The sequence below is a fragment of the Arthrobacter sp. P1_B11 genome, assembly GCF_056406715.1.
Genome location: NZ_JBFTZQ010000027.1, coordinates 38,730 through 64,204, shown reverse-complemented (window position 1 = coordinate 64,204; position 25,475 = coordinate 38,730). Strand labels below are relative to the sequence as shown.

Sequence of the window (25,475 nt, the reverse complement as noted above, 5' to 3'; positions counted from 1 at the left end):
CCCCGCCCAGCGGCCGGGCCACGAAAGCGACCGCAAACGCGGCGAACACCGAGAGCAGAGACGTCAATGGGTCTGTCGATGGGAAGAAGAGTGGCGCAAGAAACACTGCCACTGAGCCGTACGCAATGAAGTCGAACCACTCGATGAAATTACCGATGGCTCCGGCGCTGATCGCGCGCCGCCGGTCAGCCGGGGTCAAAACTGGTGTGTTGTCCATGTGCCCTCCTACAGGCAATTCTTCCGCTTCTTCGCGGGCGAACAGCGACGTGATCGCCATCACGACCACAGTAGGACCGCCGATGCCCTGACCTCCAACAGGGGTTTTTGGCTCATTGACCGTTATCCGATGTAAGAACCAACTGCATCTTCACTTCCGCCCCGGCCTTCCAGGGACTCCGCGAAATTTTTCGGCCATTCCTTGAACCAGGGAGCGCCGCCGTCCCAGCCTTACCTTCCCCCGAGAGATCCCGATCGAAGGCGAGCCCGCAGACGTTGCTGAAATCGTCCAACCGTACGCCGATTGGCTGTCCAGCAGTGACCTTCCCAAGCTTTTCATCAACGCGGACCCCGGAGGTCTTGTAGGTGAGCAGCGAGAGTTCTGCCGGGCTGGGAAGGTGGCAGTCCTGATTGAACATCTTTCCGGCTTCGTCGTTAAAGCCGTGTTGATACTAGGCTCATGAACTGACCCCAGCCGTTGAATCGAGAGGACTTCTCACTCTCTTCTTCAAGCGCGCATGCAGGGGCAAACGCGAGGACGTCCGGAACTGCAATAGCCGAACATCCTTGGGCCGACCCGGCACATCGATGCGCCGGCGGCAAGAGAGTTGAATGCTGAAATAGCTTGCCAAGAACTGTCATCAACAAAGCTGCGAATCGCGGAAGGCCGGCTGCGTCCTTCGGGGAAGGAGATGGCGTTAGCATATCCCAGTCCATTAGCTGTCCACCGTTCCTTGAATTCCAGGACGTGAGCCCGAACTCTCTGCGGCCGGTCTCACGACAACACTAGAGCTGATGCTCCTTTTGCATCCAACAGGGGTTCAGTACCCATTTACCGTGATTCACAGTGACGCTCGAGCCGCACGATTTTGTTGTGGCGCGCTGTACATGCCTGCCGGCCCTATCGCCTCCCTGACCGCGCCACTCACGTCTGTTCTCCTCAAGCACTGTGATGGGTCTAGGCGCCTTTGCACTCCCATTTCGGCACGCCGATAATGGACGTTTTGTCGTTCTGCCTAAGGCCCGAGAGGAGTGAACGCGCGCGACCAGTTCTGGATCAACGGGCTGGTCGGCTGCATGGGGAGAGAAGTGGGCAAAAAGGAGGTGTGCACATTGTGCACACCTTTGCCTTCGGACCCGACCTTTTATGTCTCTGAACATGGGTGACAGTTCTGCATCAGGACATCGGTGACAGTTCCGGATTCTTGGTGGTGACACTTCTGCCATTCTGATGGGTGGATGAGTGGAGTTGAACCTGTTGATCCTCGTGTCCGTTTAACGATCTCGCAGTGGCCGGATGATGCGCCGCGTAGTGCTGTGACGTCGTTCTGTGCCGAGCATGGCATCTCCCGTAAGACGTTTTACGTGTTGCTCGGCCGGGCCCGGGCCGAGGGCCCGGCTGCGGCGTTGGAACCGCGGTCCCGCCGGCCGCGCACGAGCCCGTCCAGGATCAGTGACGAGGCCAAGGAGGAGGCACTCCGGGTGCGGGCGGCGTTGGAGCGCTCGGGCCTGGACCACGGACCGATCAGCGTGTTCGAGAAGATGAAATCCATGGGCCTGGAACCGGTGCCCTCGGTTGCGTCGCTGGCCAGAATCTTCCGTCAAACCGGTGTCGCGAGGCTGGAGCCGCGGAAGAAGCCCCGGGCCGCCTACCGCCGGTTTGTTTACCCGGCCCCGAACTGTCTGTGGCAGCTGGATGCGACCGAGTACGTCCTCACCGGTGGCCGTAAATGCGTGATCTTCCAGCTCATCGATGACCACTCCCGCTTCGCGGTCGCCTCCCACGTCGCCGCCGGGGAGACGTCTGAGGCCGCGATCGCGGTGGTGAAGAAGGGCATCACCGCGCACGGCGTACCGCAGAAACTGCTCACGGACAACGGGGCCGCGTTGAACCCTTCACGGCGGGGCCATCAAGGCCAGCTCCTCACGTACGTCACCGCCCTGGGGATCGAGGCGATCACCGGGAAACCGTACAAACCAACCACGCAGGGCAAGAACGAACGCTTCCATCAGACCCTCTTCCGGTTTCTGGACAAACAACCCCTCGCCGGGACCCTTGAACAGCTCCAGGAGCAGGTCGACGCGTTCGATCCTCTATAACACCGAACGCCCGCACCAAGGCCTACCCGGGCGGATCACGCCGCGACGAGCATGGGACGCCACACCCCTCGCCGAGCCACCACACCCGAAACCTGTCCCGGCCCTTACACAGGACGGGACCCGCGGCAGCGGCCAGGCCACCCGCATCGCCTACCCCAACGGCAGAGTCACGATCAACAGCGTGGTCTACATGATCGGCAGACCCTTCGCCCGGCAGGCCATCCACGCGCTCTGGGACACCGCGACGATCCAGTTCTTCAATGAGCAGGGCACCCACATCACGTCCTACCCCTGCCCACCGGCCGGGACCAAATCAGTCGGAAACGGCAAGCCCCCAGGACGCACCGTGAAACAACCCACAACCGTCACCGAAGTCCTGATACACGAAATGTCACCGATCTCCTGATGCAGAACCGTCACCCATGTCCCGAGACATCACAAGAAGTGGGCAAAAAGGGGGTGTGCACATTGTGCACACATTTGCCTTCGGACCCGGCCGTACCGGTACCGGACTGGCTTGTATTGGGGATGTTTTCTGGACTTCCCAGTGTTTACAAGGGCTGGAATGCAGTTCGAGTCCCACCTCGGGCACGTGTTTTCCTGTTCAGGGGCTTACGGGCCTCTGAGTGTGCACAAACTGTTCACATGAGGGCCCCTCCCGGGGCCCTTTTTGTTGGTGGCCGATGCTGTGGCCGGCGGCTCCCTGTCTGATTCCTCGATGTTTTTGGTGCGTGTTACCTCTTCATTGTCGTTCAGCGAGTGGGCGACATGACCTGTTCCGGCTGTGAAAGATCTTCTCTACTTTTCAGTCGCTTCCCCGTCATGTCGGGATCAAGATCTGCTGGGCGGTCTGGCAGGGTGATGTGGTTTGTCGATGCGATGGTGCTGCCGCGGTAGACGAATTCGGCGTTGATCTGGCTCGACTGGGTCGCCTTCAGCGGGGAGGGTCAGTCCGTCGTGGGTATCGCCGTCGTACTGGGAAACGGTGTTGTCTCCGACGAGGAGCCCGTCACGGATGGACATTCCGGTGTACACGGCAAAGAGCAGGCTGGCGTCGTGGGCAAGGTAGTCCGCGGCTGGCGGGCACCGGGGTGTCTGTTAGATTTGTGCGTCGCAGTTCCCGGGCGAGCTCGCGTCTGATTGCGTCGGTGGCTGTTGCTGGCCGGATGGTCCGCAGCGCGGCGGCGGCCTTGTCGGCACTGAGGCCGGGATCGACGCCGCCGGGTATCAGTTCGCGCAGGAGCCGGTGCAGGCGGTTGAGCAGCCGGGCGCGTTCGTGGCCGAGGTCTCCGCGGCGTTCTGCCAGCAGGCGAAGAATCGTGCTCTGGTTTTCGGCGGTGACTGGGCGCAAGTTCTCCTGCCGAAGGGCAGTGACGGCAACAGCGAACGCATCGGCCGGGTCACTCTTGCGGCCACCGCCGGTAGAAAGGACTCTGACCTTCATGGCCAGTGTCGAGGGGACATCGACAACTGACTCCCTGCAGGCAACAAGGATCGGGGCGATTCCGCGTCCCAGTCCGTTGGCACCCTCGATAGCGAATCTGCGTTCGGGCCATTGCGCGACCCAGCCCAGCAGTTGCTTGGCGGTGCCCGCGTTGACCACGAAGCGCCGCACCGCGAGCTGACAGCCCGAGGAATCGATGGCTGAGGCGGTGATGGAGGATTTATGCGGGTCGATGCCGATAACGATCACGTCCGGGTTCCTTTCGCCGATGTCGGTGATGAATCACCCGTGGCGGGCACCCTGACTTGAAGTGTTTGCATGCCTCTGTCGAGCCACGCCCCGGGCGGGTGTCAGCGGCGCGGCACGCTATCAGTGAGCCAACCCGGACGATACCGGGCGGCAAGGAGCTTGCGGACCTGTGCCGGCTGACACCCTGGACGCTACAAGACTGCAGATCCTGCGGCATCCCACCATCAATGAAACAAGTCAGGAGCCTGGCCAAGAGGCCCCATCAACGTCTTGTCTGCCCGCCCGGCCGGTGTTGCCGCCCCGCGCTCGAGCGAAAGGCACTTCCATCATGACAAATCAACGCACGGTTGTTGTCGGCGTCGACACGCATGCGGACACCCATCACGCAGCGGTCCTGGACGCAGGAACCGGCGAAATGCTGGCAGACCGGCAGTTCCGGGCCGACCAGGCCGGCTACGCGGCTTTGGCAGAGTTCGTCCTGGCGCACGGTGAACCGGTGCGGTTCGGGGTTGAAGGCACCAACTCCTACGGAGCAGGTCTGGCCCGCCACCTGCACCGCAACGGGTTCGAGGTCGCAGAAATCGTCCGCCCCAACAGGGCCGCGCGGCGCCTGCGCGGCAAATCCGACCCTCTGGACGCGGTGGCCGCCGCCCGGGAAGCTCTTGCCCACGATGACCTGCCGGCACCTAAACTCGCCAACGGTCCCGTGGAATCGATCCGTGTCCTGCACCTGGTGCGTGACTCGGCCGTGCAGGCCAGGGCGAACGTGCTGCGCCAAATCAAGGCCGTTCTGGTCACCGCCCCTGCAACCCAGCGCGAGAAACTCGCCCGGCACACCGGCAAAGCCCTGCTCGAGACCCCGCGCCGCGTCCGCCCGGGTGAAGTGCTCGCCGGGACCGAGGCTGCCACCATGATTGCCCTGCGCCACCTCGCCCGTCGCCACCACGGCCTAACTGAAGAGATCGACGAAGCCACTGACCAGCTCCGCGCACTCGTGCAGGCCACCTCTCCGGCCCTGCTCGCGGCCAAGGGCATCGGCATCGTGACCGCCGCGCAATTGCTGGTAACCGCAGGGGACAACCCGGAGCGGATCAAGAACGAAGCCGCGTTCGCTGCCCTCTGCGGCACCAGCCCCCTGCCGGAATCCTCCGGCAAGACCACCCGCCACCGCCTCAACCGAGGCGAAGATCGTCAAGCCAATGCAGCGCTCCACCGCATCGCCCTGACCCGGATGAACAGCGAACCACGCATCAGGGCCTACATCCAGAAACGAACCAGCGAAGGCAAAGGCACCAAGGAAGCCATCCGCTGTCTCAAACGCGCCATCGCCCGCGAGGTTTACCGGCTCCTGACCAACCCGCCCACCACCCCGGGAACCGAGGACCTACGCCCGGCCCGACTCAAACGCGCCATCACCCTTCAAACCGTCGCCAACCACTTCGGAGTCCAACCCGCCCGGATCTCAGAGATCGAACGCGGAAAACTCCACGACACCGCCCTAACAACCGCCTACCGGCAATGGCTTAACGCCGCTTGACGAGACATAGGAGCATCAAACAGCGAAGTTGCTTCTGGTGGTTGATGGAGGCGGGGGAGTGGGGCGGTATGACGCCGTCGAATCCTGCGGAGTTCGTCTGGAATCTACTGTGTTAAGTGTGGGCCGAGTGCTTTGCGAGGGCGAGTTCGGTATGTTCGACGAGGGACTTGTCTGTGAATACAGAAGCACCGCGCAGCTCTCATCTCTCCTGCATTGGTGCTCGGCGAACGATGAAGGCTCTACAATCAGCCTGCACGGATTGGCTTCCGAACCGCTAGTTACTGTGCGATCGCCAAGTCGAACAGCTCTGCCGCACCGGCCCGGCACCTCTATGAAACGCCCATATCCTGCCATGTGTCGTGCTGCCGTCAGGGAGTAATCAGGTGTCACTGTGCGGTCTAAGAGTTTCTCGACCCATGGTCAGAAAAGAAGAATCTAACCCTATTTGGACGACCCCTGACCACCTGCCTGACGTCAGGTCGGGGTGTACTTCAGACTGACGTCATCGCTGTTCCTCTAGGGGCAAAACTGCCTCACCGATCCACCCGAGGTTAAAGCCGCGAACGACGCCGCCGCTAAGAACCCACATGTCCGATTTGCGCGTGTTTGCCGTGCCAAGTATAGGACCGATTGACGACCGGCGTACGTATCAAGGGTTTTGGATGGCACGTGCGAGTCCGGAGCCTGTTGATGAAGACCAGCCGAAGCCCTTAAACCAGACAAATGCGGCGACGCACCAACGGATCAACAGTTGCCAGGAGCCAGCTACGAGCGCCTGGCTGGCACCATGGCCCAGGATCAGCAGGCCGTAGCCGGCCAGCCTCCCTCTGCGACGAACCATTAGCCTCGGCCGTTTTGTTAGCCGAGCGTTACGAGGCGTACCTATGTGACAAGCGTCCGGGAATTTTTTTGACGGCGGCCGGCGGCACAGTTTCATGACCGGGAAGGCCATCGTCTCATCCCTTGCTGTTTACGGTTCATGTAGACAGGCGTAACTTCGTTCTGTGTCAACAAGCGAAGGAGGTGTCGCGAGGGGATTCTGACGCCGGGCATGGGCACACACTGGACCGGTTTCGCGAAAATGCCGCCGACTACGATTCCCGTATTTTCGAGCATCCTTTGTGGTGCCCACAATCCGATTCAGCGGGTGCGATGATCCTTTTGTCTGTTGTCGTTCGCGTGTTCGAGGGCGTCGGCAAGCAAGCCGAAGGGGCTAGGGTGCGGCCCCCGTAGTCTAAAAGATGTTTTGCTGAGGAGGCGGAGCTCATGTCATGGCCATTGAAGGACCTTATAGTCTTCAGGATTGAGAAGGCTGATTTTTACTTGCTGCAGACTTGGCTGGCACATAAACGGCCGGACGTTTGGACCCAGCTCGAAAAGATCGGCCTCGAGGAATTACCTGAGCACATAGCCGTTATTCAAGTCGATCATGAACGCCGCACCGTGTGGTGCGTGGCTTCCTACCCCAGCCAAGGGTATCCGCCCGAAGCACAACAGAAGTTGTCTGAGTTTTGGGCCTCAATCGACGCAGGGGTTCCTTACCCAGTCAGTGGTGATGAAGTGCGTGGGCTTTCACCGGACTCAGGCTCTTACACTATTGCGGTAGCGTCGCTAAGAGATGATCGGGGAACGCACGGCATCCGGGTGATCACTTGATATGGCGATCCCCTGATATGCGGGCCCCTTTGGGCTACTCCGCTGCCACCTTCATTCGCTCCCTGAACGCAATGGCGGCGGCTTCGGCTCTTGTTTTGACTCGAAGCTTTGTCAATATGTGGGAAACGTGTACCCCTGCTGTTCGTTCCGTGATCAGGAGCTCGCGGCCGATTATTCGATTGGAGGCGCCGTGGGTGAGGAACTCCAGTACTTCCAGTTCCCGGGCCGTAAGCCCCCACGGAAGTGATGGATTCTTGCCCGGCGCCACTTGGTCCGCCAAAACCAGATTGGTGCTTAGCGCCTGCGCTTCAATGCCCTGGATGAGCTGGCTAGCGCCGAGAGCAATGGCCTGGGATCTTGCCTTTGAAAGCAATCTAGTTGCGCGTCGACGATTCCTGTGGAGGTCCGCGCTCCCAGCAGCGTTAAGGCACCGAATAGCCCAGAGCGGATTGCTGAGGCTTTCCCACTGTTGAGCTGCCTTCAGCCACTCCGGTGTGGACTGTGCTCCTGATACCGCAGCGAACGCGGCGCCGAAAGTTGTTGCCCAGGCCTGCTGGACGACACCGGAATTTTCCGCCGCTGCTCTCAATCCGGCGGTACCCAGAAGTTTAACTCTTTCTTCGATGGATGAGTTGGCCATGAAGGGCCGGGCGCCGGAGGACGCGAGAAGGCCCAACGTTGCCATGTAGAGCACGTCTCTGGGTTCCTCATGGAGGGCGGGGGACTCCAGGGCCTGAACTGTGGTGTTCAGTGCATTCACATATTCACCCGAGGCCAGAGCGACATCAGCTGCCATGGCTGTGAGTTGAAATTGAACTCCTGGTAGTACGGATTTCCTAATGTCCTTCAGGGCAGTTTCCATCCAAGCCAAGGCCTCCACCTGTTCTCCACGATATGCCAGTATGAGCGCGGCGGTGCCGTGAAGGCCGGCTTTGATTTCGTACCCGACCGCGTCCTTGAGTCCCTTGCCTACCCATGTCATTGCTTCGTCCCAGCGCCCGAGCCATTCGAGACAGCTCACGAGGTTACTAATGCACAGGCCGTTTACACCTAGGTCGAGATGGAGTTCCCCTGCCAGAAGGTAACCTTCTAGGGCATCTCCCGCGGCCGCTTCGTAGCGTCCGGCTTCCTGAAGCACGAAAGAGTGATTATTCAGCGTGCGGAGGAGGTTTTCGCCTGCGTCATGCTGGCGGGCGAGGGCCAGAGCCTGGTCAAGTATCTCCACGCCCTCATCTATCCGACCCGCCAAGGCGTAGGCTATCCCTGTGGTGGTCAGCGCGTTCGCCCGTGTCTGCCCTGAACGGTCACCGGGCTGCTCTGCGCACAGAGCCAAAACTTGGGCGGCGGCTTCCATGGCCTCTTCTGCTTGCCCTGAACCAATCAGAGCGCCAGCAAGAGTCGCAGTGATTTCGGCTTTCCGCAGTACGCTGACGCCCTCAGCTGACCCAGCGCGACGGGCTGTTAACCGGGCGCGTTCCACTGCTGCCGGCCCGTCGCCTGCCCACCGCAGGTACTGGACCAGTCTTTCGGCCAGATCCAACTCGTCAGCGATCTCGGGCTCCATAGAATCCAAGGCCTGCTGAGCCAACCGTGCCGCCATAGCAGCATTACCTGCACGGTATGAGGCTTCCGCAGCGATTGGCAGATGATTCATCCATTTGCGGCGCTCCTCTGATGCCGGGGCCGACCTTTCACTGAGCAGCATTGCTTGCTCGAGGTGGTGCCATTGCTCCTTGTACGCACCGCTGGATGAAGCTTCGTCTGCCGCGAGGAGGTAGGCCTCGAAGGCACGTGGCGCTTCACCCGCTTCCCTCCAGTGGGTAGCCATCTTAGGCGTGCGGAAAGGCACATCCTGTGTTGCTGACTCATACGCGAGAGCTAGCGCGCGGTGGATGCTTGCCCGGGCCTCAGGTCCAAGCAAATGCGTGGCCGCTTCCCCTATCAAGTCGTGCGCCAGAGCCACCGTTTCAGTCGAAACGTCAAAAATCAGGATGTTTTGATTGACCGCCTTAATGATCTGTTTCTCCGAAGAGACAGCATCACCCCCGAACGCCCGGGCCAAAATGAGGAACTCCATACTGCCTCCCGCAAGAGCCACAGTCTGTGCAAGCCGCCGAACGTCTTCGCCAGCAAGAATTAACTGGGACGAAAGAAAATCCAGCAGACTGGCAGGAAGCGTTGCGCGGCTACTGTCACTCGCGGCGCGGGCCAGCGTGAGGGCGTAGTAGGGATTGCCAGCCGCCCTTTTTAGAAGTTCTTCAGTCCTGCCGTCATAGCCTGCTTTCTTTAGCAACTGGACTATCGCCCCGTCTTCTAGTGCTGAGAGGCGGGCATGATGGCAGAGTTCCAGACGCTCCCATTCAGGCCACAGGTGCCGCAGGGACTGATTCATGTCAGGGGAGACGCGGAACGCGACGGCCAAAAATATGGGGGCGCGGGGTAGTTCCGCGATTCCCGACGCGAGGAGGCCTAGGGAGGAGTCGTCGCTCCACTGGAGGTCATCCAACACAACCAGCAAGGGCGTTTCGTCTGCAGTTCGGACTAGGGCCTGCCAGAACGCCGCAGCCTGGGAGCGTGGGCCTCCCTGCACATCACTCTGCAAACAGCGGGCAGCCCGACCCAAGTTCTCAAGGGCACGGGTGCTCAGGGTCCCCCGGGGCGAATCGAGCGCCTGCGCCCATGGAAGATAGGGCAGTTCATGGCCCACGAGAGCGGGACTTCGGCCGCACAGCGTCGCGCCGCCTCTGGACTCCCACGACAAAGTCGCGCAATCGAGTAAATTGGTCTTCCCAATCCCGGCCGGCCCGGACACAAGCATTATCTGGCCCGATCCGCCATAAGCCAGGTCAAGTCGGGCAGATAAGTGGGCAAGCTCAGAGCTCCTGCCAAAAATCATCATATTAGGACGACCTCTAGTGGCGCGGTCCTTTAGGCTGCGAGGCAACTACTCCAACTGCCAGAGTCGGGACAGCCCAATATATCCAACACTCCCAATTTAGTGATGTCTGCGGGTAATAGTAAACGCGTGGTTGGTAGTCGACCCGCTGTGGCCCACTCAAAATGCCTGTGGGCTCACTTTGAAGTCCGGCTAGAGGCTCAACCTCTGTGATCGTTAGTAGAAGGGAAGTTCAGTTGCCAATGCGGTCACAGAATAGGAAATGGACGGGTCGCTTTCGTCGTCCCTCTGGACCCAGGCCGTAAAATCTTTCAATGACATAAAGCAGTAGTAATCGCAGTACCGAAGGTTCTGCTTCGTTTTCTCGTCGGCAACCGCAAGGTCCCTCTCGGGACGACCGGCGTGGTGGTCCAGGTTCTGTGCCCCACTCGCGAAGGCGCGGGATGGTTGCAGCCCTTGAAGAGTGATGGCTGGCGACTGGTCGATGATGGACGGCGGTGATGCCTTTAGCTGGCGATGTTGTTTGCCGCGGTCTTTACTCATTTTGTGCTTCTCCTCGGTTGTTATGTTTGTTCAGTTGCCAGAGGCTATGGGCGTGATTGCCCAGACTTTTGGGACCGCCGGTTAAGGGCCCGGTGTGACCGTCACTTGAGATGCGTTATACGTCCTTTGGAAGGAGCGGCCTGAACCCGGCACCGTCGACAATGTCGCCACCTGAATTTCCACGTGCGTTTGAGGGACATCGCCCGCTATGTAGCGGGCGATGTCGGGGTCAATACTGTGGTCCTGAGCGGCGCCGCTTTAGAACTGTGCCGGGTCGGTCCGGCCATAGATGAGACCGTTGGCGTTGGAGTAGCCGAGGTCGATGAGCGCTTCGACGTGCAGGTGCGCGCCGACGTATTCGGCCGGGCCGATGGCTTTCGTGTTGCCGGAAAGCCCGATAACTTGCCCCTCCCGGACTTTCATCCCGGCAGGGGCCATGTTGTTATCGGACAGGTGCGCGTAAACGCCGATGCCCCACGGGTGCTGGATGACTGAACAGATGCCAGGAAATCGCTTATAGAGGAACCATCGTGACGCCCACCCGACCCAAGAATCATCGCCCGGGAGGTTAGTGGCCCAGTCCGCCCACAACACCGTTCCTCCAGCCATGGCGCGGACAGGCGTACCGATAGGACAAGCGATGTCCCGACCAGCGTGGCCAAGCGGTTGGTAGTTGCCGTAGAGGTAGACGAGGTAGGCGATTCCGCTGTTCGGGTCCGGACTTGGTGCCACACCGGCCGTCGCCCCTCCTCCGAAGTCCTGCGAGACCGGGAACGTCTCTGGAACTGGTCTCACCGAACGATTCCTTCCGTTGGTCGTGCGGAAGCTGCGGAGACAAGCTCATTCGGTGCGCACGGACTTCTGTAATTGCGGACCCGTGCTGGGGCGCCGATGGTCCTGTTGATAGCGCGATGATGCGGATTCACTGATGGTCTTTCTGAACGTGTTGGGATGGCACAGCACCACAAGGAGTTCAAGTCATGCTGTTGCCTGTGGGTGGGGTACCAGAGCTCCCGGTGCGGACCCGATCGACCGGGAGCAGATGGCATAGTCGTCGCTTGCATGAACTGGGCCTCAGTCTTGAGCCCAGGTAAATGACACGCGGGCACCGCCCGGTATGTTGCGAATGCCCCGGACCGAAAAAATTTCCGTCCAGATTCCAAAAATCTTCGGCTTCCAGAATGTGAGGGGCGCGTCGTTGGCGGCCTCATTCACATAGATGGCGTTCTCGTTGGAGGCGTACCCTTTGGCCTCGATGCGGTATTCGGCGCCGTTCCCATCGCGCAGGATCATTCGTTTGTCCCACCCTTCAGGGCTCTGGTTGTTGAGTCGGAAGGCCACGGCGTTCGGATCTATCACTCCGTGCTCGATATGGGTTTCGATGACGTCGCCCTCGGAGGAGCCGATAACTCCGTCATCCGATGAGAACCATGTGTCGTTTTGGGGATGCGGGTATCTTGTCGAGGGAATGAACGCGGCAGGGTTGAGAGGGAACCCGTACGCGGTTAGGAAGACACCATCGCCTTTGTCGGCGGCTTTCGTCGCCGGTATTTCCCACGCCAGATGTACTGCCACCGCTGCCGCGACTATGGGCGCCACGACGGCGGAAACCCCAAGCGCGGCCAGGAATGCCGTAATCGCGCGCACGTCTCCATTGGTCAGGGTGTCCGTGAATTTCGCAGTTTCTTCGTGATCAAGTTCGATACGAAGATAAACGCCGTTGTAGGTAACTTTGGACATTATTGAATCCTTTGCTGGGTTTTGTTTGGTGTATCTCAGGCTCCTGTCGGTGCCAGGTAGATTGAGTCTGTTCCCACACAGCGGTCTCAACATCTGCAATGCGACGTACTCGGGCAGGCCAAAACCCTTAGCCAAGGCAGCCGATACGAGAGCGACCTCCGTCACAGGCAGATAATGCAGTCATCGGAAACATGGCAACGCTTCGGAGCCCACGGACGACATCCCCGGGAGATAAAGTCTGGGTGTGGTTTTCTAGGCATCCCGAACTCCGCGGCGCCGGCCCCAGCCGGCATCCAACGTGTAATGCCGGCCCCTAACGCATGGAGCGGCCCTCCGGCCATCGCGCTAGGTCTGGACCTTTACGAGCCTGCAAATCCAGGCGCCACACTGAACGGAGGCACCGAATCGTCCTCCCCTGCGACAGCACGGATCGCCGCTACCGCCGGAAACCACGTACGCGAGAACCGGGTTGGTTCCCGTCGCCGCGGGGCGAACATGTGAACTAAAGCTTTTGACCCCGCCGCATATGTCGAACTGCGGATGTTGAAACAGGGGCGCTGAAAGAAACTCGATGTGTCCGGGCAACCAGCCGGCACTATTCGAGGAAGGTAAAGAGAGTGGACACTCTTAATTCAGGCGTTACTCTGTCTGCGAATTCGTCCATTGCATCCAGTAACGGTAAGTACACCCTTGTGATGCAAGGGGACGGCAACCTGGTCCTGTATGCGTTTGGGAATCAGGCTGTTTGGGACACGGGGACCTGGCAGCTGCCGGTGGAACACAGGCCAGATCGCGCCGTCATGCAGCCCGACGGGAACCTTGTTTTGCTCACTCCGGGCGGAGTCCCGGTATGGGCGACGCACACCGAAGGAAACGGAGGCTCAAGGCTCGTCCTGGGCGATGACCGCAACCTCGTTATCTACCGCTCCGACGGGAACGCAGTCTGGTCGTCGAACACGGTTTACGCTCCTGGGGCCGTGGTTACAATCAGCAAACTCAATGAGAACGTCGGCTACGCCAAGACCATGAGTACGGTCGGCACGCTCTACCGCTCGGGTCAGGCCGTGTGTTCCGTTTATACCAAGAATGACAACTGGACCGGAGGGCTAAGAGGGAAGGTGCTCCTCCTCGTGGTGGATGAGGGCGGTCATGCAATTTGGGTGTCACGTGAATTCGCGGCGGCGACCCGGTGCTCGGTCCCTGACCCGGCTTGCGCCTCGTATGGGCAGGAAACATTCCGTGACGACTTCCCTGAGGCAGTCGGGCGCTATGGCGCCCGGGTCGACGTGTATCAGGCCGACACACCGTCATACCGGGATCTAAGGAACGAGCTCATCGACGGAATTAAGGCTGCGGGCGACATTGCCCAAGAGGTCAAGGACGTCCTTGGCCAGCTAACTAAGTCCTAACACGACCTGCGTCGACTACCCCTCGGCGAACCCGGCCGTATGCGGTGTCAGGCATGGGACTCCTCAGTCCTCCCCGCAATCTTGCGGGAGGACTGAGGAACGCCCCTTGTCAGCAAATATCGGCGAGCCTGTCTGCGCTGTTTCTCGTCAGCCCAGGCGGGGCGTCAAACCCGTCATAGGACCACGCTCACAGCCGGCACATAGATACGGCACCACCATTTCTCTGCCTCCGGCAGGAGGATTCGGAAAGCAAATAGCAGGGAACCGGGCGACAGAACCACGGCCCTGCACTACATTTTGAAAGGAATTTTTCGTGGAAAAGCACACGGCCGCTTCCATGCCCCAATATCAGTTCACAGCGAAGACGACGCACGGAGAAATAGCAGCGGATACTTCATTGGACTTCCCTGTCAGCGCTGCCAGCGCCCTACTGTGGTTTGTCATTGCCCTGGTTATTATCAGTTTGGTTTCTATTGTGGTTTTCAAGTTCCGGCAACATCGTGCCCGAGAAAATACAACATCCCTGACTCGGCCTATTTTGGCCGTTCTATTGGTCGGGACGCTTGTCATCATGTCCGTTGCTTCTCTTATTTCGAGCAATGCTGACCTACAAAAGACCTTGATCGGCCCGATTGTTTCCTTGGCTTCTGCTGCCGCGGGATTTTATTTCGCCTCCGCTAATGCAACCGACGCCCGGCGGGATATGCTGGATGCCGCAACCGCCCATGCGTCGACCGTAGCCCCCAACCTGACGGGGAAGACCCTAGAACAGGCCCAATCTCTCATTACCCGCACTGATTTCACCCTCAAGGTGAACATGCCCGCACCGAAACCGGCGAGCATTATCCAATCGCAAACCCCAAGCCCCGGAGAAAGAATCGCTCCCTGGCAGGAAATCCACGTCTCGTAACCGAGCCGCAGAGCCAGGTGAAGCTGCCTCCGGTATCACGCAATACCGTGTCAGCCGGCGAGACAGCAGTCAGGAACGCCGGATGCGTCATTCGCGCCGGACACGATCAACAACTGATTGCTCAATTCAGTCGTCAAGATCCGGCAGCTCATAAAACAACCTGCCGTCAGCGCTTCGCACTTGACCCCGTCCACTTGGAGTCTAAAAAGGCACGGGTGCGCTGGTTCACAGACGTAGGATTATTTAGAAGCGCAAATCCCTTCAGCCGGGGCAAGTCCCTAATGAGCAAGCCGATAACAGCGCGGCGGTGATAGTCTTTTTGTATGGCACGTAAAACAGTAGTTACCCTTGAAGATGATCTCGATGGCTCAAAGGCCAGCGAAACCGTGAATTTTGCTGTTGACGGTGCGGAATATGAGATTGATCTCAACGACGAGCACGCTAACGAACTCCGCGAAACCCTACGCCGTTATACCGATGCCGCCCGTAAGACTTCTGGTGGCCGTGGCCGGCCAGTACGTAAATCGAGTGGCAATGACGCCAAGGCCATTCGGATGTGGGCTCTCGACAACGGTATTCAGGTCAATACCCGCGGCCGGATTCAGGCCGACGTGGTGGAGAAGTACCAAGCTGCCCACTAGCAACAGATGACAGCCAAGAGGCTAGTGAGTTCACGGGACTGACTTTGGCTATAACGGGCCCAGGACTGTAGAAAATCGGGCGGCCAACGTAACAATCAGGATCAGGCCTCATTTCGGCTTCTGATCTTGATTGGTTATTTACCCGAAGGTATCGCCCTATGCTGCGCACGGATTACCTGAAAAGTTTGTATCGTCTTACTTATAGCATTGGGTACCGGCACTGCTAGCCCGGGCGAACTTTCTAGTAACGTGGTTCCCGCTTTAGAAGGCCTTCGCCGCCCCTTGGAATCCTCAGCCGCTTTCGACTGACCCCCAACCGCCGATAACGGATCTTTTGTCAGCCGTGATGGAAGTGCTTTGGGTCGAAGGCAGTCCTATTCCGGGTAGGGTTTGCCTTGGCCGACGAAAGGGTCCAAATGAGCTATAAATATCGAACCGTCCGGGTTCGCGGCACCGACTTGATTGGAACCATTGCGCGAAAACACGCGAGCGCGCCCGAGATCTACGAAACCTCGAAGGACGCGAACACTTCAGTAGTTCCAGTGTTCTTCCAGGCAACGGGCGAGGTCCGATTCTTCGACAGGTCAATGCTGGAGGACGTCGTGACGCCGGCCAGTTAGCAGCGGTGGCGCATCCTCGGAACTGACAACGACGAGCTACCGTGGTCTCGTGCTGATCGCCGTCGGTGTGATGAACCTGGCATGGAGTCATCTTCCTGGAGCCCGCTGAGCCGAGGCTGCGTGCTCCCTGATTTCCTCATGGGGTTAGCAACGTACAAAGTCCGACGGGATCCGAGGTGAGGCGAATGGACCCAAGTCTGATGCCGGTGGCTCTTGAAGGCACTGGACTATACTCCGGGTTCGGGCTTGAGAGCTGTAGCTGCGTCAAGGGCGTCGTCGACGACGATGAGGTAGTTGTCCCGGCCCGCGGATAGCGGGATGGAGTGTTCGCCATACTTGCCGTAGGCGAGGTTCACGGCGTCGTCGGCGTTGGTGATGTTGAGGCGGCGCAGGAGGCGGGCGATATCGAGCATATCCTTGTCCCGTTCGGCGGCGATTTTCATGGCCAGGAGTGTTTCTGTGTCCGCTGCGCGGATGGTGAGTCCATCCAGTTGCTCCAGTTCGACCCAGGTGGCGTTGTCTGGAACGAAGGGCGATGCGTTGGAATTCAGCCATTCGGGCGCAAGGTCATAGTCCACGGCCATCTCGGTGACAACGGCGTTGACCGTGGTAAATCGGTCAACGCCATCGCACCGGGACCGGTGAACACTCCCATGTGGGCACAATTCGCAAAAGACTCAGGACCGGACGCAACCGCCAACCGGGCCAAGCGCGCCGCGCAACTTCCAATGCGCCGGTTCGCCGAACCCGACGAAGTCGGCCGCGCCATCCTTTTCCTCGCCGACCCGGACAACCGCTACATCACCGGCGTGACACTCGACGTGGCCGGAGGTGCGCACCTCGGTATGGGGACCTGAGCGTGAGGTCGCTGGAGGGTCCGAGCCCGGCAACCGTGATTTCGGGCAAAAGCGCGGGCACGAGGGGAGGGACCGTGGGAAGTCCAATGATTCCGGAGCAGCGGCAGAAGGAGCTGCTGCGCCTCCTCCGGACGGCTGGAGTCCTGAGCATCCGCGACATCACGGAACTCCTGAGGGTCTCGTATATGACCGTGCGCCGCGACATCTCCAACCTCGAGGCCAGCGGCCACGTCGTAGCGGTCCAAGGTGGAGTCCGCCTGGCGGAGAATTCTGGCACCCAGCCGCCGGCCGAGCGCTCGTCACGCTCTCAGCTCAGCCTGCAGCACAAGCGGGCCGTAGGCGAACTCGCGGCGGCCCTCGTCGAAGACGGCATGGTCGTCTTCCTCGACGCGGGAATCATATGCGAATTGGTCGTCCCGTTCCTAGCCGCCCGCAAAGGCATCACCGTCGTGACGAACTCGTACTATGCCGCGGCTGCTCTCTTCGATTACCCACAGATCGAGACGATCCACACGGGCGGCACGATCGACGTTGATAGCCGCTCGAGCAGCGGCCCCTTCGCTGCCGCGACCCTTTCCTCGGTGAACCTCGACCTCTGCTTCCTCAGCACTCAAGCTTGGGACGTCGAGCACGGGGTCACCACGACGTCGGCCGAGACGGTTCTCCTCGAGCGGGCGGCGCTCGACGCGGCGTCCTTGGGCGTCCTGCTAGCCGGCAGCGAGAACTTCGGATCCCTTGAGCGCTTCAACATTGTGCCCCTCGCGAAGCTTCACGCTATTGTCACGGACTCAGCTCTCGCTGAGCCGACGCGGCACGCGATCCAGGACCTTGGCGTTGGAATCCATATCGCCGAGATCTGACTCCCCAGAGCCGCTATGCCCTTCGCGAGCGGTGTCTGCGGCTCTGGAGGGCGTGGAAAAGGACCATCTTCGATGGCAGAACGAGCCAGATCCGGGGAGGCAGAACCTGCGGAATCACGCCGTTCGCAAATTGGTCCTGTGGACAATTTGCCTGTCAAACACCTCTGCCGCGGTCGCTCGCCCGCTTGTTGTTGCCCCCGCCCCTGCCTCTGTCTTGTTAAATGACCGGCCGTTGGCGCCCGCGCGAGCGGCGCCGAACTCCCATGCTCGCGAGATTCGGCAGGCGTACCGGTACCGGGTCCTGGCTGCCACGTCGGTGGATTGACCGGCTTTCGGTTGCGAGGACCGACGCCCACCCATGCCCTCGATGAAAGCCACAGCGCACTCGAACGCGTCGTACGGGGAAGGATCCGGCCATACCCCCGGGCTTCCTGTGCGTGGAAGGAGGTGCCCTCCCGGCGGACCAGCCGCCGCCAAGACCGGCAAGCCCCAAGGGAACGCCGAAACGGCTCAACGCCGGCATTCCAGAAAGGGGGGGCCTGGGGCAAGGCGCGAACCTGAGCGGCTGGCGTCAGGGCAACGGCGGTGCCGGTATCAGTCATGTTGTCAGAGGGCCCGGTTGGTGGGGGAAGATGAGCAGCGTGCTCGTGGCGGTGGCGAGGAGTTCTCCGTCGGCGGTGCTGAGGCGGCCTTCGGTGAAGATCACCCGCTGGCCGGTTTTCACGACTGACCCCTCGGCGCGCAGAGCACCCTTCTGGAGCGTGATGGGTCGCAGGTACTTGACCGCGAGGTCGATAGAGGTGTAGCCGATCCCTGCTTCCAAGGTACTGTGTGCTGCGCAGCCGAGCACCGTGTCGAGGAGCGTGCAGGCCAGGCCGCCGTGCACCATTCCGAGGGGGTTGTAGTGCGCTTCTCCCGGCCAGCACTGGAACTCGACGTGTCCGTACCTCGCATCGACGAGATCGAAATTCATGAGGGAAGCGATCGGCGGCGGCGCAATGCTGCCGTCGCGGAGGCCGGAAAAGTAGTCCAGACCCGACAGCCGTGGCAGCTGTTTGAGTGCGACTGCCGGATCAATCCAGGTGAAGGTTTCCGAGCGTTGCGCCGAGGTGTTGGTTGACACCGGGGTTTCCTCCTTAGCGCTCTGCAGGTCTTCAGGGTTTGTCGCGGTCATATCGAAGCATTGGTACTCAGTGCCGGGTACAGATCCGAGATCGAACCAGACAGTCCGAGCTTCACGCCGGCGCTGATTTCGTCCACGATAACCTCGTAATCACCCTGCTCGAGCCCATCGAACGACTTCCGGGCGACTTCCTCGGGGGAGGTCTTGGGGGCATTCACGCCCTTGGCCATGGCTGTGTCCATATAGCCGACGTGAACACCCGTGACCTGCGTACCTTGGGGGGCCAGTTCCACGCGGAAGGAGTTGGTCGCCGACCACAGTGCGGCCTTTGATGCGCTGTAGGCGCCGGTGAGTGCGATCCAGCTGAGCACTGAGTGGATGTTGAGGACCGCTGATGGCTTGCTGGCGGCGAGCACCGGTGCGAATGCCCTGGTCAGGGCGACCGGTCCGAAGAAGTTGGTCTCCATGACTTCACGGAACTCCTCGTCGGAGAGCGCCAACAGGGTGTCCGATTCGACGCTCATGCCGGCGTTGTTGATCAGAACGGTGACGTCTCGGGCCTGGGTAACGGCGGCCCGGATCGAGTCAGGGTTGGTGACATCGAGGGCGAGGGGGACGACCCGGGAGTCGTTCCACTCTTGCGGGCGGCGGGCCGTCGCATACACCTTCGCAGCACCCCGGGCGAGGGCCTGTTCCACGAGCTCGCGGCCCAGGCCTCCATTTGCACCGGTAACGAGGACGACGGCGCCAGATAGCAGTGGCATGGATTCTCCTGATCTCAGATAGGCGGCGACGCGGTTGTCGCGACCTCAGAACATCAGAGTAGTCGAGTGAGTTGGATTTTCCAACTGACTTGTATACTTGAAGAAAGTACCGAAAGCAGGTGAACGATGAATCGGCCGACCGACAAGGCAGTAGATGCGCCCAGGGCGTGTTTCATCGCGGCGGGGCTCGACGTGCTCGGGGAGCGGTGGGCGCTGCTGGCGCTTCGTGAGATGTCGTTGGGCGTTCACCGGTTCGATCAGATCGCGCGAAATACCGGCGCGTCCCGCGACATCCTGGTGGGCCGACTGCGCACACTCGAAAGCCAAGGCGTGATCGAGCGTGTCCAGTACTCCGAGCGCCCCCCGCGCTACGAGTACCACCTCACAACTTCCGGGGCCGAAGTCGCGCCCATCCTCATTTCACTCGCAGCGTGGAGCAGTACATGGATGCGCGACGAGACACCCCGTGCCTCTTACCGGCACAGTTGCGGGGCCGACCTGAAACCGGTGGTGTCGTGTGCGGAATGCGGTCAGGAGTTCACCCCAGGAAGTCTGATGCTGGGGCCGCTTGTGTCAGTGGCCGGTACGGACCCGGCGTCCGACCAGTAAGAACAAAAACCGGACAGAGGACGACGGTGGTACCACCGCCGTCGTCCTCTGGCCACGGTTGCGCACGGCGTTCCGCCGGTCGAATTCCCTGGAATCAAGCCTCAGGATGCTTCTCGAAGCAGACTGACTGTGATGTCGCGGTGTCGTAGGGCGAATAGCCGCGTGTGTATCTATAGCCGATCTTCGGGTACAGGGCTTTTGCTTCTGGTTGTTCGCCGCCAGTTTGAAGAGTGACCCGCCTGGCGCCAGCCACGGCTGCCATCTGCTCCAGTCCGGCCACCAGTCGAGTCGCCGCACGAGGCCGCGCGCTGCCGGGTCCACAGTGACACGTTTGACTTCCAAGACGAAGTGCCCCATGCCCTATGGAGTGCCAAAGGAGGCAACGAGGACATTCGCGACCATGGTCACCATGCCTTCTACTGCTCTCGCCAGCGCCCGCCCGCGGCGGACCCAGTCCCGTGAATGCTAGTTCGCCCTTAGGATGACAGCCTGCGCTGTCCTCCGCCGCCGCAGATTCCAGCGGGTCTCACTTGCCGGCGCCGGCAAGTGAGAGTTGCCTAGCCAGCGTGCCAATGAGTCGGACTCCGGGCGCGCCTACAGGACGACCGAGCGCGATGGCCCCGCCGTGTTGGTTGATGCCTTCCTGGTCCGTGCCGAGTTCGTGCAGGAACTGGGCGGCAACGGCGGCGAAGGCTTCGTTGATCTCTATGACCGGCAGGTCGGCCGCGCTGGTCCGTTGATTTTTTTCAGGGCAGCAGAGATGGCATTGGCCGGTTGCTTGTACAGCAGCACGTCAGGCCGGCCACGGACACGTGGTCTTTGGCGCATACTCCTGAACGCCCGATACCCGCGTATAAGGCGAAAAATGTCTCACCAATCCTGCCTTAGATCTGCTGACCGTGCTCGTGATGCACGCCCTTCAGCTTGGCTTTACAGGTGGTGTGCAGCGGTCGGCCTTCGATTCGGACGGCCTCCACGACATCGTCGGCACGCAGTGAAAATACTGTTGCCTGCCAGGATTCCTAGCGGCCGCAGTTCGCCGGATCCAGCATGAACTCCAGGTTGTCCTCGATTTCTGTCCGGACATCCGACGGCCAATGCCGGTATCACAATGCTTCTCCAATCCTCCAGCGACTCCAGCTCTCCTACACAAACAATCTGACGCCCCCAAGCGTGTCTGGCGCTGCCCGGACCGCGACGGCCCGAGAACGACATTCACCGAAGGATCATGCACTGGCCGGGCCGAGGGCGAAACTCACTGCCCGCGCTGCGGCCTGGGCGACGGACGCGCTGCAACATTTCGATACTTCGGTCTCGGCGTTTCGATCTGAGAGCCTTCCCAAGCCAATGTGGGAAAAGAAGAAGCGAACCTCATTCTGAGCACGCCTGGCTTCCGACCCTGACGTCACCTTGGGGTGTAGCCCAACGGACACGAAAAGAGATGCCGATTTCGTGAAGTCAGTTTGCGGTGCACCGCTGGCAGGAGAGGAACATATGAGAAGTCGTCAAGGAGTGGCATGAATTGATTCAAGGCTGTCATGGCAACGGGTTGGGGACAACTCTTGTCACAGACAGCGTCGCAGCCAGCGAGCTACTCGGCTTGCCCAGCGCCGGCTGAGCCCGCATGGCTTCCGCGGTCTCAGCAGGCCGCAGTAGGCGACAGCGCAGAATTTCCAGGGCGGCCGCAACGTGGACGTGATCTCCGGCGCCCCGCCGGATGACTGCGCACATTTGGCTCGGCGGTATGGGCGTTGGTACTACCTGGACACCTGGTGGGGCGAACGTGACTGAATACTCAGGCACGACGGCGGCCCCGAGCCCGAACGCTTAGGCCGCGGACCCCTTCGAGCAGGACGTCGAGAGCGTCCTTTCCCTCCTTGACGGCTCGCTCCCCGACGCCAGCGGTGAACCGCTGCAGGCGGCGTTGCCGAAGGATACGGACAATGACGTCTGGGTGCACGGCACCACGGCGGGCCTAAGCGCCGGCATCGCAGCCTCCCTGGGGCTGCCCTTCGGCTCCAACTACCATGTAACGCCGTCCTTCGTGCCGGATGCGATCGGAGCGTATCGTGAGGCCCTCCGTCCATCAGCCAGACTAGCGACGCCATACATCACCGTTTCAGTAGATGTTGTGGTGGCCGATTCCGACTCCGAAGCCCACCGGATTGGCCGCGGCTACGCCGAACGCCTGGTCCAGATCCGCAAAGGCGTCGGTTCAGGACCAGAGCTGGGTCCCTCGGCGGTCGCTGAAAACGGCCTTAGCGACGACGACCGCGGGATCGCCCGTGCTCGGTTGCTCACGCGCTTTGTGGGCACCCTGGACGCCGTGGCCGACCGGCTGGAGAGTCTCGTGGCCGTCACGGGCGCCAACGATCTTCTCCTGACGACGTCCGCCTTTGAGCAACCGCCAGATACATAGGATCCTGGCCCCAACGCAAATTGGGAGTCAGGGCTTGTGGTCTTGGCGCTCGAGCAGGCGCGATATGCCGTAGCCGATGAGCACGCCCCAGAATGCGGCATGGATGTTGAAGAGGTCCAGGCCAGAGATCGTGACGACGAAAGTCACCAGGGCTCCCAGGGTGAAGTTTGTGGCAAAGGCGGTAACGAAGGCCTGTTGGAGTGCACGCAGCATAGCTATACCGCCAAGAGTCAGGACGAATGCTTCGGGCGTGGCCAGCATGAGGCTGGTGAGCGTGGGGGCCAACAGAGCGCAGGCCAGGGACAGCAGTCCGTAGACCACCGCGGCCGTGTACTGGCGCCTTTTCTGCCCGGAGGCGGTCAGCAGGGCATTGGTAGGGCCAGTCACGCACGCGGAGACAGCGCCGAGTAAGGCGTTGAGCAGGGAGAACAAACCGGAGCTCATCGCGAAGACGTTGATCGGAGGGTTATGTCCTGCGGCCCGGAGTACGGCGGCACCCTGTCCGTTCTGCACCACGAGGACCGTGAGTGCCAACGGGATCACCAGTTCCAGTTGGGCGGCCCAAGTGAACGCGGGGGCAGTGAACACGGGTGCTGCCAGGATGGGTCCGCCCGCCAATATCGTGAACCGGCCACTGACCACGACGGCGACGACGCCTGTTGCCAAAGTGCCGAGTACCGGCGGGAGGCGTTTGCCCAGGGAGGGCACTGCGGTGAGTACAAGGAACGCCACCACCATGGGTGCCGCCACTGCGGGGTCGGCTTGTGTGGAGGAGACAATGTCCGTCCCGAACCGCAGGAACACGGCGGCAACCATGGCCATTACGATCGGCACGGGAATCGCGGCCATGATCGGACGTACCACTCCGGAACAACCAAGTGCGAGTATCAGCACCCCGGCAGAAAAGAATGCCCCTACCACCTCAGGAAACGACAGATGCTGCAGCGACGGCCCCAACAGCACGGTCCCCGGGATGGACCAGGCGAAACCCAACGGCTGGCGATAGATCAGTGACATGACCAGGGTGGCCGCGCCGGCCGAGAGAAACATGGCGAAGACCCACGACGCGAGCTGGGCCTCCGTCAGTCCGCCTAGCGACCCGACGGTAAGGGTCACTGCTACCGGCCCGGATGCTGAGAAAGCCAGTCCGACGACCCCGTTCGAGACGTAGTGCGGGCCGATGTCCCGCCAGATGTCGCGTACGCCAGCCGGACGGAGCCCGGGCCGTTCGAAGAGGGGGTGGGCTCCATGGACCGGGCGCGGTCGTGACCCGGTGATCACCGACGCGGCCCTTGGGAAGCGGGGCATGATGTCTCCTGAGAGATGACGGACGTGGGGTTCTGGTGACCACAAAAGTCGCCCTGGTGGCTGAAGAGATTCCTCAGCGGATGGAGTTGGGATGCTGGGCCAACGGTGTGACCTTGATTGTCATGAAGGGGTACATAGGGAAGCTGCTCAGGATCTGGTGCAGTTCGTCGTTTGATCCGACGTCGAACACCGAATAGTTCGCATACTCGCCGGCCACTCGCCAGATGGAGGCAAGGCGGCCTTCCTGTTGCAGGGCGTGGGAATACTCCTTCTCCAACCCCTGCATGCGGGTGACGTCCTCGGCGGAGAGGTGCGCTGGGAAGTGCACGTCCATACGGGCCAAAAACAACATTTGATTCTCCTTGGTGAGTGGGCCTAGGACAGGCGGTAGGTTGCGAGTTTGTCCTCGTCGATCTCTGCTCCGACCCCCGGCAGATCGCGCACGGAGATCGTGCCGTCGATGATTCGGAGCGGATCAGCCAGCAGGTCATCGGCCATATCGAGGAAGTTCGACAGTTCCCCTGCCCGGCGACTCGTGGCCTCGTGGGCGGCGCCGAAGGTGACGGTCGCAAGTGAGCCGATCTGGGTGTCGATCTGGTTGCCCATGGTCACATCCACGCCGAGCCCAGTGCATAGCCCCAATATCTCCGTGGCCTCTGTGAAGCCGGAACGGGCGGTCTTGATGCAGATGGCGTTGCAGCCACCGGAAAGCAGTTCCCGGGACGCGTCCCCGGCCGTGGGGACGGATTCATCGCCCACCACCGGGATTGGCGATTTATCGACCAGCCGGCGGCGGCTCAGTGATTCCTTGGCATCGCACGGTTCCTCGAGCATGGTCAGTCCAAGCCCCTCAGTCCTCCGGAGCACCTCAAGGGCTTCGTTCGCGGTCCAGCCGCGGTTCGCGTCAAGGTATATCTCCACGTCTTCGCCCAGTCCCTCGCGCAGCACGTGGCAGGCCTCCACGTCCAGTGACAGCGGCCGACGGCCCACTTTCAGCTTGAAGGTGGTGATGCCGTATTCCTCGCCGAAACGCAGGGCCTCGTCGAGGAGTTCCTGCGCTGGCCGGAAGCCGAGCATGTGGCTGACCCGCATGCGGTCGGTATACCCACCCAGTAGCTTGTGCACCGGAGTGCCGAGCGTCTTGCCGATCGCGTCCCACACCGCGATGTCGACGGCGCCTTTCGCCACCTGGTTGTGTATGGTCCGGCGCATTACTGCATGGATCTTTTCCCGATCCACAATCTCCAGACCGGTCAGCTGCGGGGCGAAGGTCTTCTCGATGATTGTCCCGATGGACTCTTGCGTCTCGCCGTAGGTATAAGGACGGGGAGGGGCGTCCGCGACTCCCACGACGCCGTCGTCGGTGTACACACGCACAAGAACGTGGTCAGCGTTTGCCACCTCGCCGCTGGCGAACTTCAGGGGGTGCGTGTACGGGATGGAGTACGGGATCACTTCGATCCGCTCGATCTTCAACGGCTCGGTTCCTTTCGGTTGTGTCAGGCAGTCCAGTGGTGCCGGGAAGAACGGTGCCCCAGGGCTCACTGCCCTGGGGCACCTCATTGGATGGAAAT

22 protein-coding genes and 3 pseudogenes are annotated in these 25,475 nt (G+C 60.9%); 11 read left to right on the top strand and 14 right to left on the bottom strand.

The window, feature by feature from the left end; genetic code table 11:
- Together AC1D14_RS18245 and AC1D14_RS18240 are read right to left on the bottom strand one after the other, a co-directional pair.
- Nucleotides 1-217 (bottom strand): annotated as a pseudogene (locus AC1D14_RS18245) (MFS transporter); the annotation flags it as partial.
- 112 nt (nt 218-329) lie between these two features.
- Nucleotides 330-635, bottom strand: coding sequence for a hypothetical protein (locus AC1D14_RS18240; RefSeq protein WP_476968928.1), 306 nt, complete (start codon nt 633-635; stop codon nt 330-332).
- A gap of 820 nt (nt 636-1,455) precedes the next feature.
- On the opposite strand from AC1D14_RS18240, the pseudogene AC1D14_RS18235 reads away from it, so the two are divergent.
- Nucleotides 1,456-2,722 (top strand): annotated as a pseudogene (locus AC1D14_RS18235) (integrase core domain-containing protein).
- Nucleotides 2,723-3,325: 603 nt separating this feature from the next.
- Here the strand turns inward: AC1D14_RS18235 and AC1D14_RS18230 are convergent.
- Entirely contained in the window at nt 3,326-4,009 is a 684-nt protein-coding gene (locus tag AC1D14_RS18230; protein ID WP_476968927.1) for an IS110 family transposase, read from the bottom strand.
- A gap of 328 nt (nt 4,010-4,337) precedes the next feature.
- Between AC1D14_RS18230 and AC1D14_RS18225 the strand changes: the two genes are divergently transcribed.
- Nucleotides 4,338-5,546 carry an IS110 family RNA-guided transposase gene (locus tag AC1D14_RS18225; protein ID WP_476968926.1) on the top strand — a complete coding sequence of 403 codons (1,209 nt, stop codon included), beginning with the start codon at nt 4,338-4,340 and terminating at the stop codon, nt 5,544-5,546.
- A gap of 1,266 nt (nt 5,547-6,812) precedes the next feature.
- Complete coding sequence (locus AC1D14_RS18220; protein ID WP_476968925.1) at nt 6,813-7,202, top strand: hypothetical protein; 390 nt, start codon at nt 6,813-6,815, stop codon at nt 7,200-7,202.
- Between the two features lie 34 nt (nt 7,203-7,236).
- On the opposite strand, the gene AC1D14_RS18215 is transcribed toward AC1D14_RS18220, so the two are convergent.
- The 4 genes from AC1D14_RS18215 to AC1D14_RS18200 all read right to left on the bottom strand — a co-directional run bounded on the left by AC1D14_RS18215 (nt 7,237) and on the right by AC1D14_RS18200 (nt 12,381).
- Nucleotides 7,237-10,098, bottom strand: coding sequence for a helix-turn-helix transcriptional regulator (locus AC1D14_RS18215; RefSeq protein ID WP_230118366.1), 2,862 nt, complete (start codon nt 10,096-10,098; stop codon nt 7,237-7,239).
- Between the two features lie 216 nt (nt 10,099-10,314).
- Nucleotides 10,315-10,641 carry a hypothetical protein gene (locus AC1D14_RS18210; RefSeq protein WP_230118278.1) on the bottom strand — a complete coding sequence of 109 codons (327 nt, stop codon included), beginning with the start codon at nt 10,639-10,641 and terminating at the stop codon, nt 10,315-10,317.
- A 258-nt stretch (nt 10,642-10,899) separates the two neighbouring features.
- The gene (locus AC1D14_RS18205) at nt 10,900-11,436 is read right to left on the bottom strand and encodes a M23 family metallopeptidase (protein WP_230118277.1); all 537 of its coding nucleotides are present in this window, start codon (nt 11,434-11,436) and stop codon (nt 10,900-10,902) included.
- A gap of 279 nt (nt 11,437-11,715) precedes the next feature.
- Nucleotides 11,716-12,381: a hypothetical protein gene (locus AC1D14_RS18200; RefSeq protein ID WP_230118276.1), complete on the bottom strand. Its 666-nt coding sequence runs from the start codon at nt 12,379-12,381 to the stop codon at nt 11,716-11,718.
- Nucleotides 12,382-12,998: 617 nt separating this feature from the next.
- Here AC1D14_RS18200 and AC1D14_RS18195 point away from each other — a divergent pair.
- From AC1D14_RS18195 to AC1D14_RS18180, 4 genes are all read left to right on the top strand, one after another.
- Nucleotides 12,999-13,790, top strand: a complete 792-nt coding sequence (locus tag AC1D14_RS18195) for a hypothetical protein (protein WP_230118275.1) — start codon at nt 12,999-13,001, stop codon at nt 13,788-13,790.
- 313 nt (nt 13,791-14,103) lie between these two features.
- The gene (locus AC1D14_RS18190; protein ID WP_230118274.1) at nt 14,104-14,700 is read left to right on the top strand and encodes a PASTA domain-containing protein; all 597 of its coding nucleotides are present in this window, start codon (nt 14,104-14,106) and stop codon (nt 14,698-14,700) included.
- A 323-nt stretch (nt 14,701-15,023) separates the two neighbouring features.
- The gene (locus tag AC1D14_RS18185; protein WP_230118273.1) at nt 15,024-15,341 is read left to right on the top strand and encodes a histone-like nucleoid-structuring protein Lsr2; all 318 of its coding nucleotides are present in this window, start codon (nt 15,024-15,026) and stop codon (nt 15,339-15,341) included.
- 416 nt (nt 15,342-15,757) lie between these two features.
- The gene (locus tag AC1D14_RS18180) at nt 15,758-15,961 is read left to right on the top strand and encodes a hypothetical protein (RefSeq protein WP_230118272.1); all 204 of its coding nucleotides are present in this window, start codon (nt 15,758-15,760) and stop codon (nt 15,959-15,961) included.
- A 227-nt stretch (nt 15,962-16,188) separates the two neighbouring features.
- Here AC1D14_RS18180 and AC1D14_RS18175 read toward each other — a convergent pair whose 3' ends face one another.
- Nucleotides 16,189-16,539, bottom strand: coding sequence for a hypothetical protein (locus AC1D14_RS18175; protein ID WP_230118271.1), 351 nt, complete (start codon nt 16,537-16,539; stop codon nt 16,189-16,191).
- On the opposite strand from AC1D14_RS18175, the gene AC1D14_RS18170 reads away from it, so the two are divergent.
- On the top strand, nt 16,453-16,818 hold the full coding sequence (locus AC1D14_RS18170; protein WP_290369741.1) for an SDR family NAD(P)-dependent oxidoreductase: 366 nt from the start codon (nt 16,453-16,455) through the stop codon (nt 16,816-16,818). The two genes, AC1D14_RS18175 and AC1D14_RS18170, sit on opposite strands and share 87 nt — an antisense overlap.
- Nucleotides 16,819-16,904: 86 nt before the next feature.
- The gene (locus tag AC1D14_RS18165; protein ID WP_230118269.1) at nt 16,905-17,678 is read left to right on the top strand and encodes a DeoR/GlpR family DNA-binding transcription regulator; all 774 of its coding nucleotides are present in this window, start codon (nt 16,905-16,907) and stop codon (nt 17,676-17,678) included.
- Nucleotides 17,679-18,276: 598 nt separating this feature from the next.
- Here the strand turns inward: AC1D14_RS18165 and AC1D14_RS18160 are convergent.
- Together AC1D14_RS18160 and AC1D14_RS18155 are read right to left on the bottom strand one after the other, a co-directional pair.
- On the bottom strand, nt 18,277-18,852 hold the full coding sequence (locus AC1D14_RS18160) for a PaaI family thioesterase (RefSeq protein WP_476968924.1): 576 nt from the start codon (nt 18,850-18,852) through the stop codon (nt 18,277-18,279).
- On the bottom strand, nt 18,849-19,565 hold the full coding sequence (locus tag AC1D14_RS18155; RefSeq protein ID WP_230118267.1) for an SDR family oxidoreductase: 717 nt from the start codon (nt 19,563-19,565) through the stop codon (nt 18,849-18,851). The genes AC1D14_RS18160 and AC1D14_RS18155 overlap by 4 nt, the downstream gene beginning before the upstream one ends.
- A gap of 126 nt (nt 19,566-19,691) precedes the next feature.
- Between AC1D14_RS18155 and AC1D14_RS18150 the strand changes: the two genes are divergently transcribed.
- Nucleotides 19,692-20,174 carry a winged helix-turn-helix transcriptional regulator gene (locus AC1D14_RS18150; protein ID WP_476881885.1) on the top strand — a complete coding sequence of 161 codons (483 nt, stop codon included), beginning with the start codon at nt 19,692-19,694 and terminating at the stop codon, nt 20,172-20,174.
- Nucleotides 20,175-20,700: 526 nt separating this feature from the next.
- Here the strand turns inward: AC1D14_RS18150 and AC1D14_RS18145 are convergent.
- Nucleotides 20,701-20,877: a hypothetical protein gene (locus AC1D14_RS18145; RefSeq protein ID WP_230118364.1), complete on the bottom strand. Its 177-nt coding sequence runs from the start codon at nt 20,875-20,877 to the stop codon at nt 20,701-20,703.
- 1,179 nt (nt 20,878-22,056) lie between these two features.
- Here AC1D14_RS18145 and AC1D14_RS18140 point away from each other — a divergent pair.
- Nucleotides 22,057-22,593: pseudogene (locus AC1D14_RS18140) on the top strand (LLM class flavin-dependent oxidoreductase); the annotation flags it as partial.
- Between the two features lie 27 nt (nt 22,594-22,620).
- Here the strand turns inward: AC1D14_RS18140 and AC1D14_RS18135 are convergent.
- The 3 genes from AC1D14_RS18135 to AC1D14_RS18125 form a co-directional block, all read right to left on the bottom strand.
- Nucleotides 22,621-23,901 (bottom strand): benzoate/H(+) symporter BenE family transporter, encoded by a 1,281-nt coding sequence (locus tag AC1D14_RS18135; protein WP_476968923.1) that lies wholly within the window; start codon nt 23,899-23,901, stop codon nt 22,621-22,623.
- A gap of 73 nt (nt 23,902-23,974) precedes the next feature.
- On the bottom strand, nt 23,975-24,253 hold the full coding sequence (gene catC, locus AC1D14_RS18130) for a muconolactone Delta-isomerase (RefSeq protein WP_230118262.1): 279 nt from the start codon (nt 24,251-24,253) through the stop codon (nt 23,975-23,977).
- A gap of 23 nt (nt 24,254-24,276) precedes the next feature.
- The gene (locus AC1D14_RS18125; RefSeq protein ID WP_230118261.1) at nt 24,277-25,377 is read right to left on the bottom strand and encodes an enolase C-terminal domain-like protein; all 1,101 of its coding nucleotides are present in this window, start codon (nt 25,375-25,377) and stop codon (nt 24,277-24,279) included.
- Between the last annotated feature and the right edge of the window lie 98 nt (nt 25,378-25,475).

Bases quoted from the DNA above. Each gene is read 5' to 3' on its own strand.
- AC1D14_RS18150 (WP_476881885.1), top strand. From the start codon at position 19,692: ATGAATCGGCCGACCGACAAGGCAGTAGATGCGCCCAGGGCGTGTTTC.
- AC1D14_RS18135 (WP_476968923.1), bottom strand. From the start codon at position 23,901: ATGCCCCGCTTCCCAAGGGCCGCGTCGGTGATCACCGGGTCACGACCG.
- AC1D14_RS18240 (WP_476968928.1), bottom strand. From the start codon at position 635: ATGTTCAATCAGGACTGCCACCTTCCCAGCCCGGCAGAACTCTCGCTG.
- AC1D14_RS18215 (WP_230118366.1), bottom strand. From the start codon at position 10,098: ATGATTTTTGGCAGGAGCTCTGAGCTTGCCCACTTATCTGCCCGACTT.
- AC1D14_RS18225 (WP_476968926.1), top strand. From the start codon at position 4,338: ATGACAAATCAACGCACGGTTGTTGTCGGCGTCGACACGCATGCGGAC.
- AC1D14_RS18155 (WP_230118267.1), bottom strand. From the start codon at position 19,565: ATGCCACTGCTATCTGGCGCCGTCGTCCTCGTTACCGGTGCAAATGGA.
- AC1D14_RS18165 (WP_230118269.1), top strand. From the start codon at position 16,905: ATGATTCCGGAGCAGCGGCAGAAGGAGCTGCTGCGCCTCCTCCGGACG.
- catC (WP_230118262.1), bottom strand. From the start codon at position 24,253: ATGTTGTTTTTGGCCCGTATGGACGTGCACTTCCCAGCGCACCTCTCC.
- AC1D14_RS18180 (WP_230118272.1), top strand. From the start codon at position 15,758: ATGAGCTATAAATATCGAACCGTCCGGGTTCGCGGCACCGACTTGATT.
- AC1D14_RS18210 (WP_230118278.1), bottom strand. From the start codon at position 10,641: ATGAGTAAAGACCGCGGCAAACAACATCGCCAGCTAAAGGCATCACCG.
- AC1D14_RS18160 (WP_476968924.1), bottom strand. From the start codon at position 18,852: ATGACCGCGACAAACCCTGAAGACCTGCAGAGCGCTAAGGAGGAAACC.
- AC1D14_RS18185 (WP_230118273.1), top strand. From the start codon at position 15,024: ATGGCACGTAAAACAGTAGTTACCCTTGAAGATGATCTCGATGGCTCA.
- AC1D14_RS18200 (WP_230118276.1), bottom strand. From the start codon at position 12,381: ATGTCCAAAGTTACCTACAACGGCGTTTATCTTCGTATCGAACTTGAT.
- AC1D14_RS18220 (WP_476968925.1), top strand. From the start codon at position 6,813: ATGTCATGGCCATTGAAGGACCTTATAGTCTTCAGGATTGAGAAGGCT.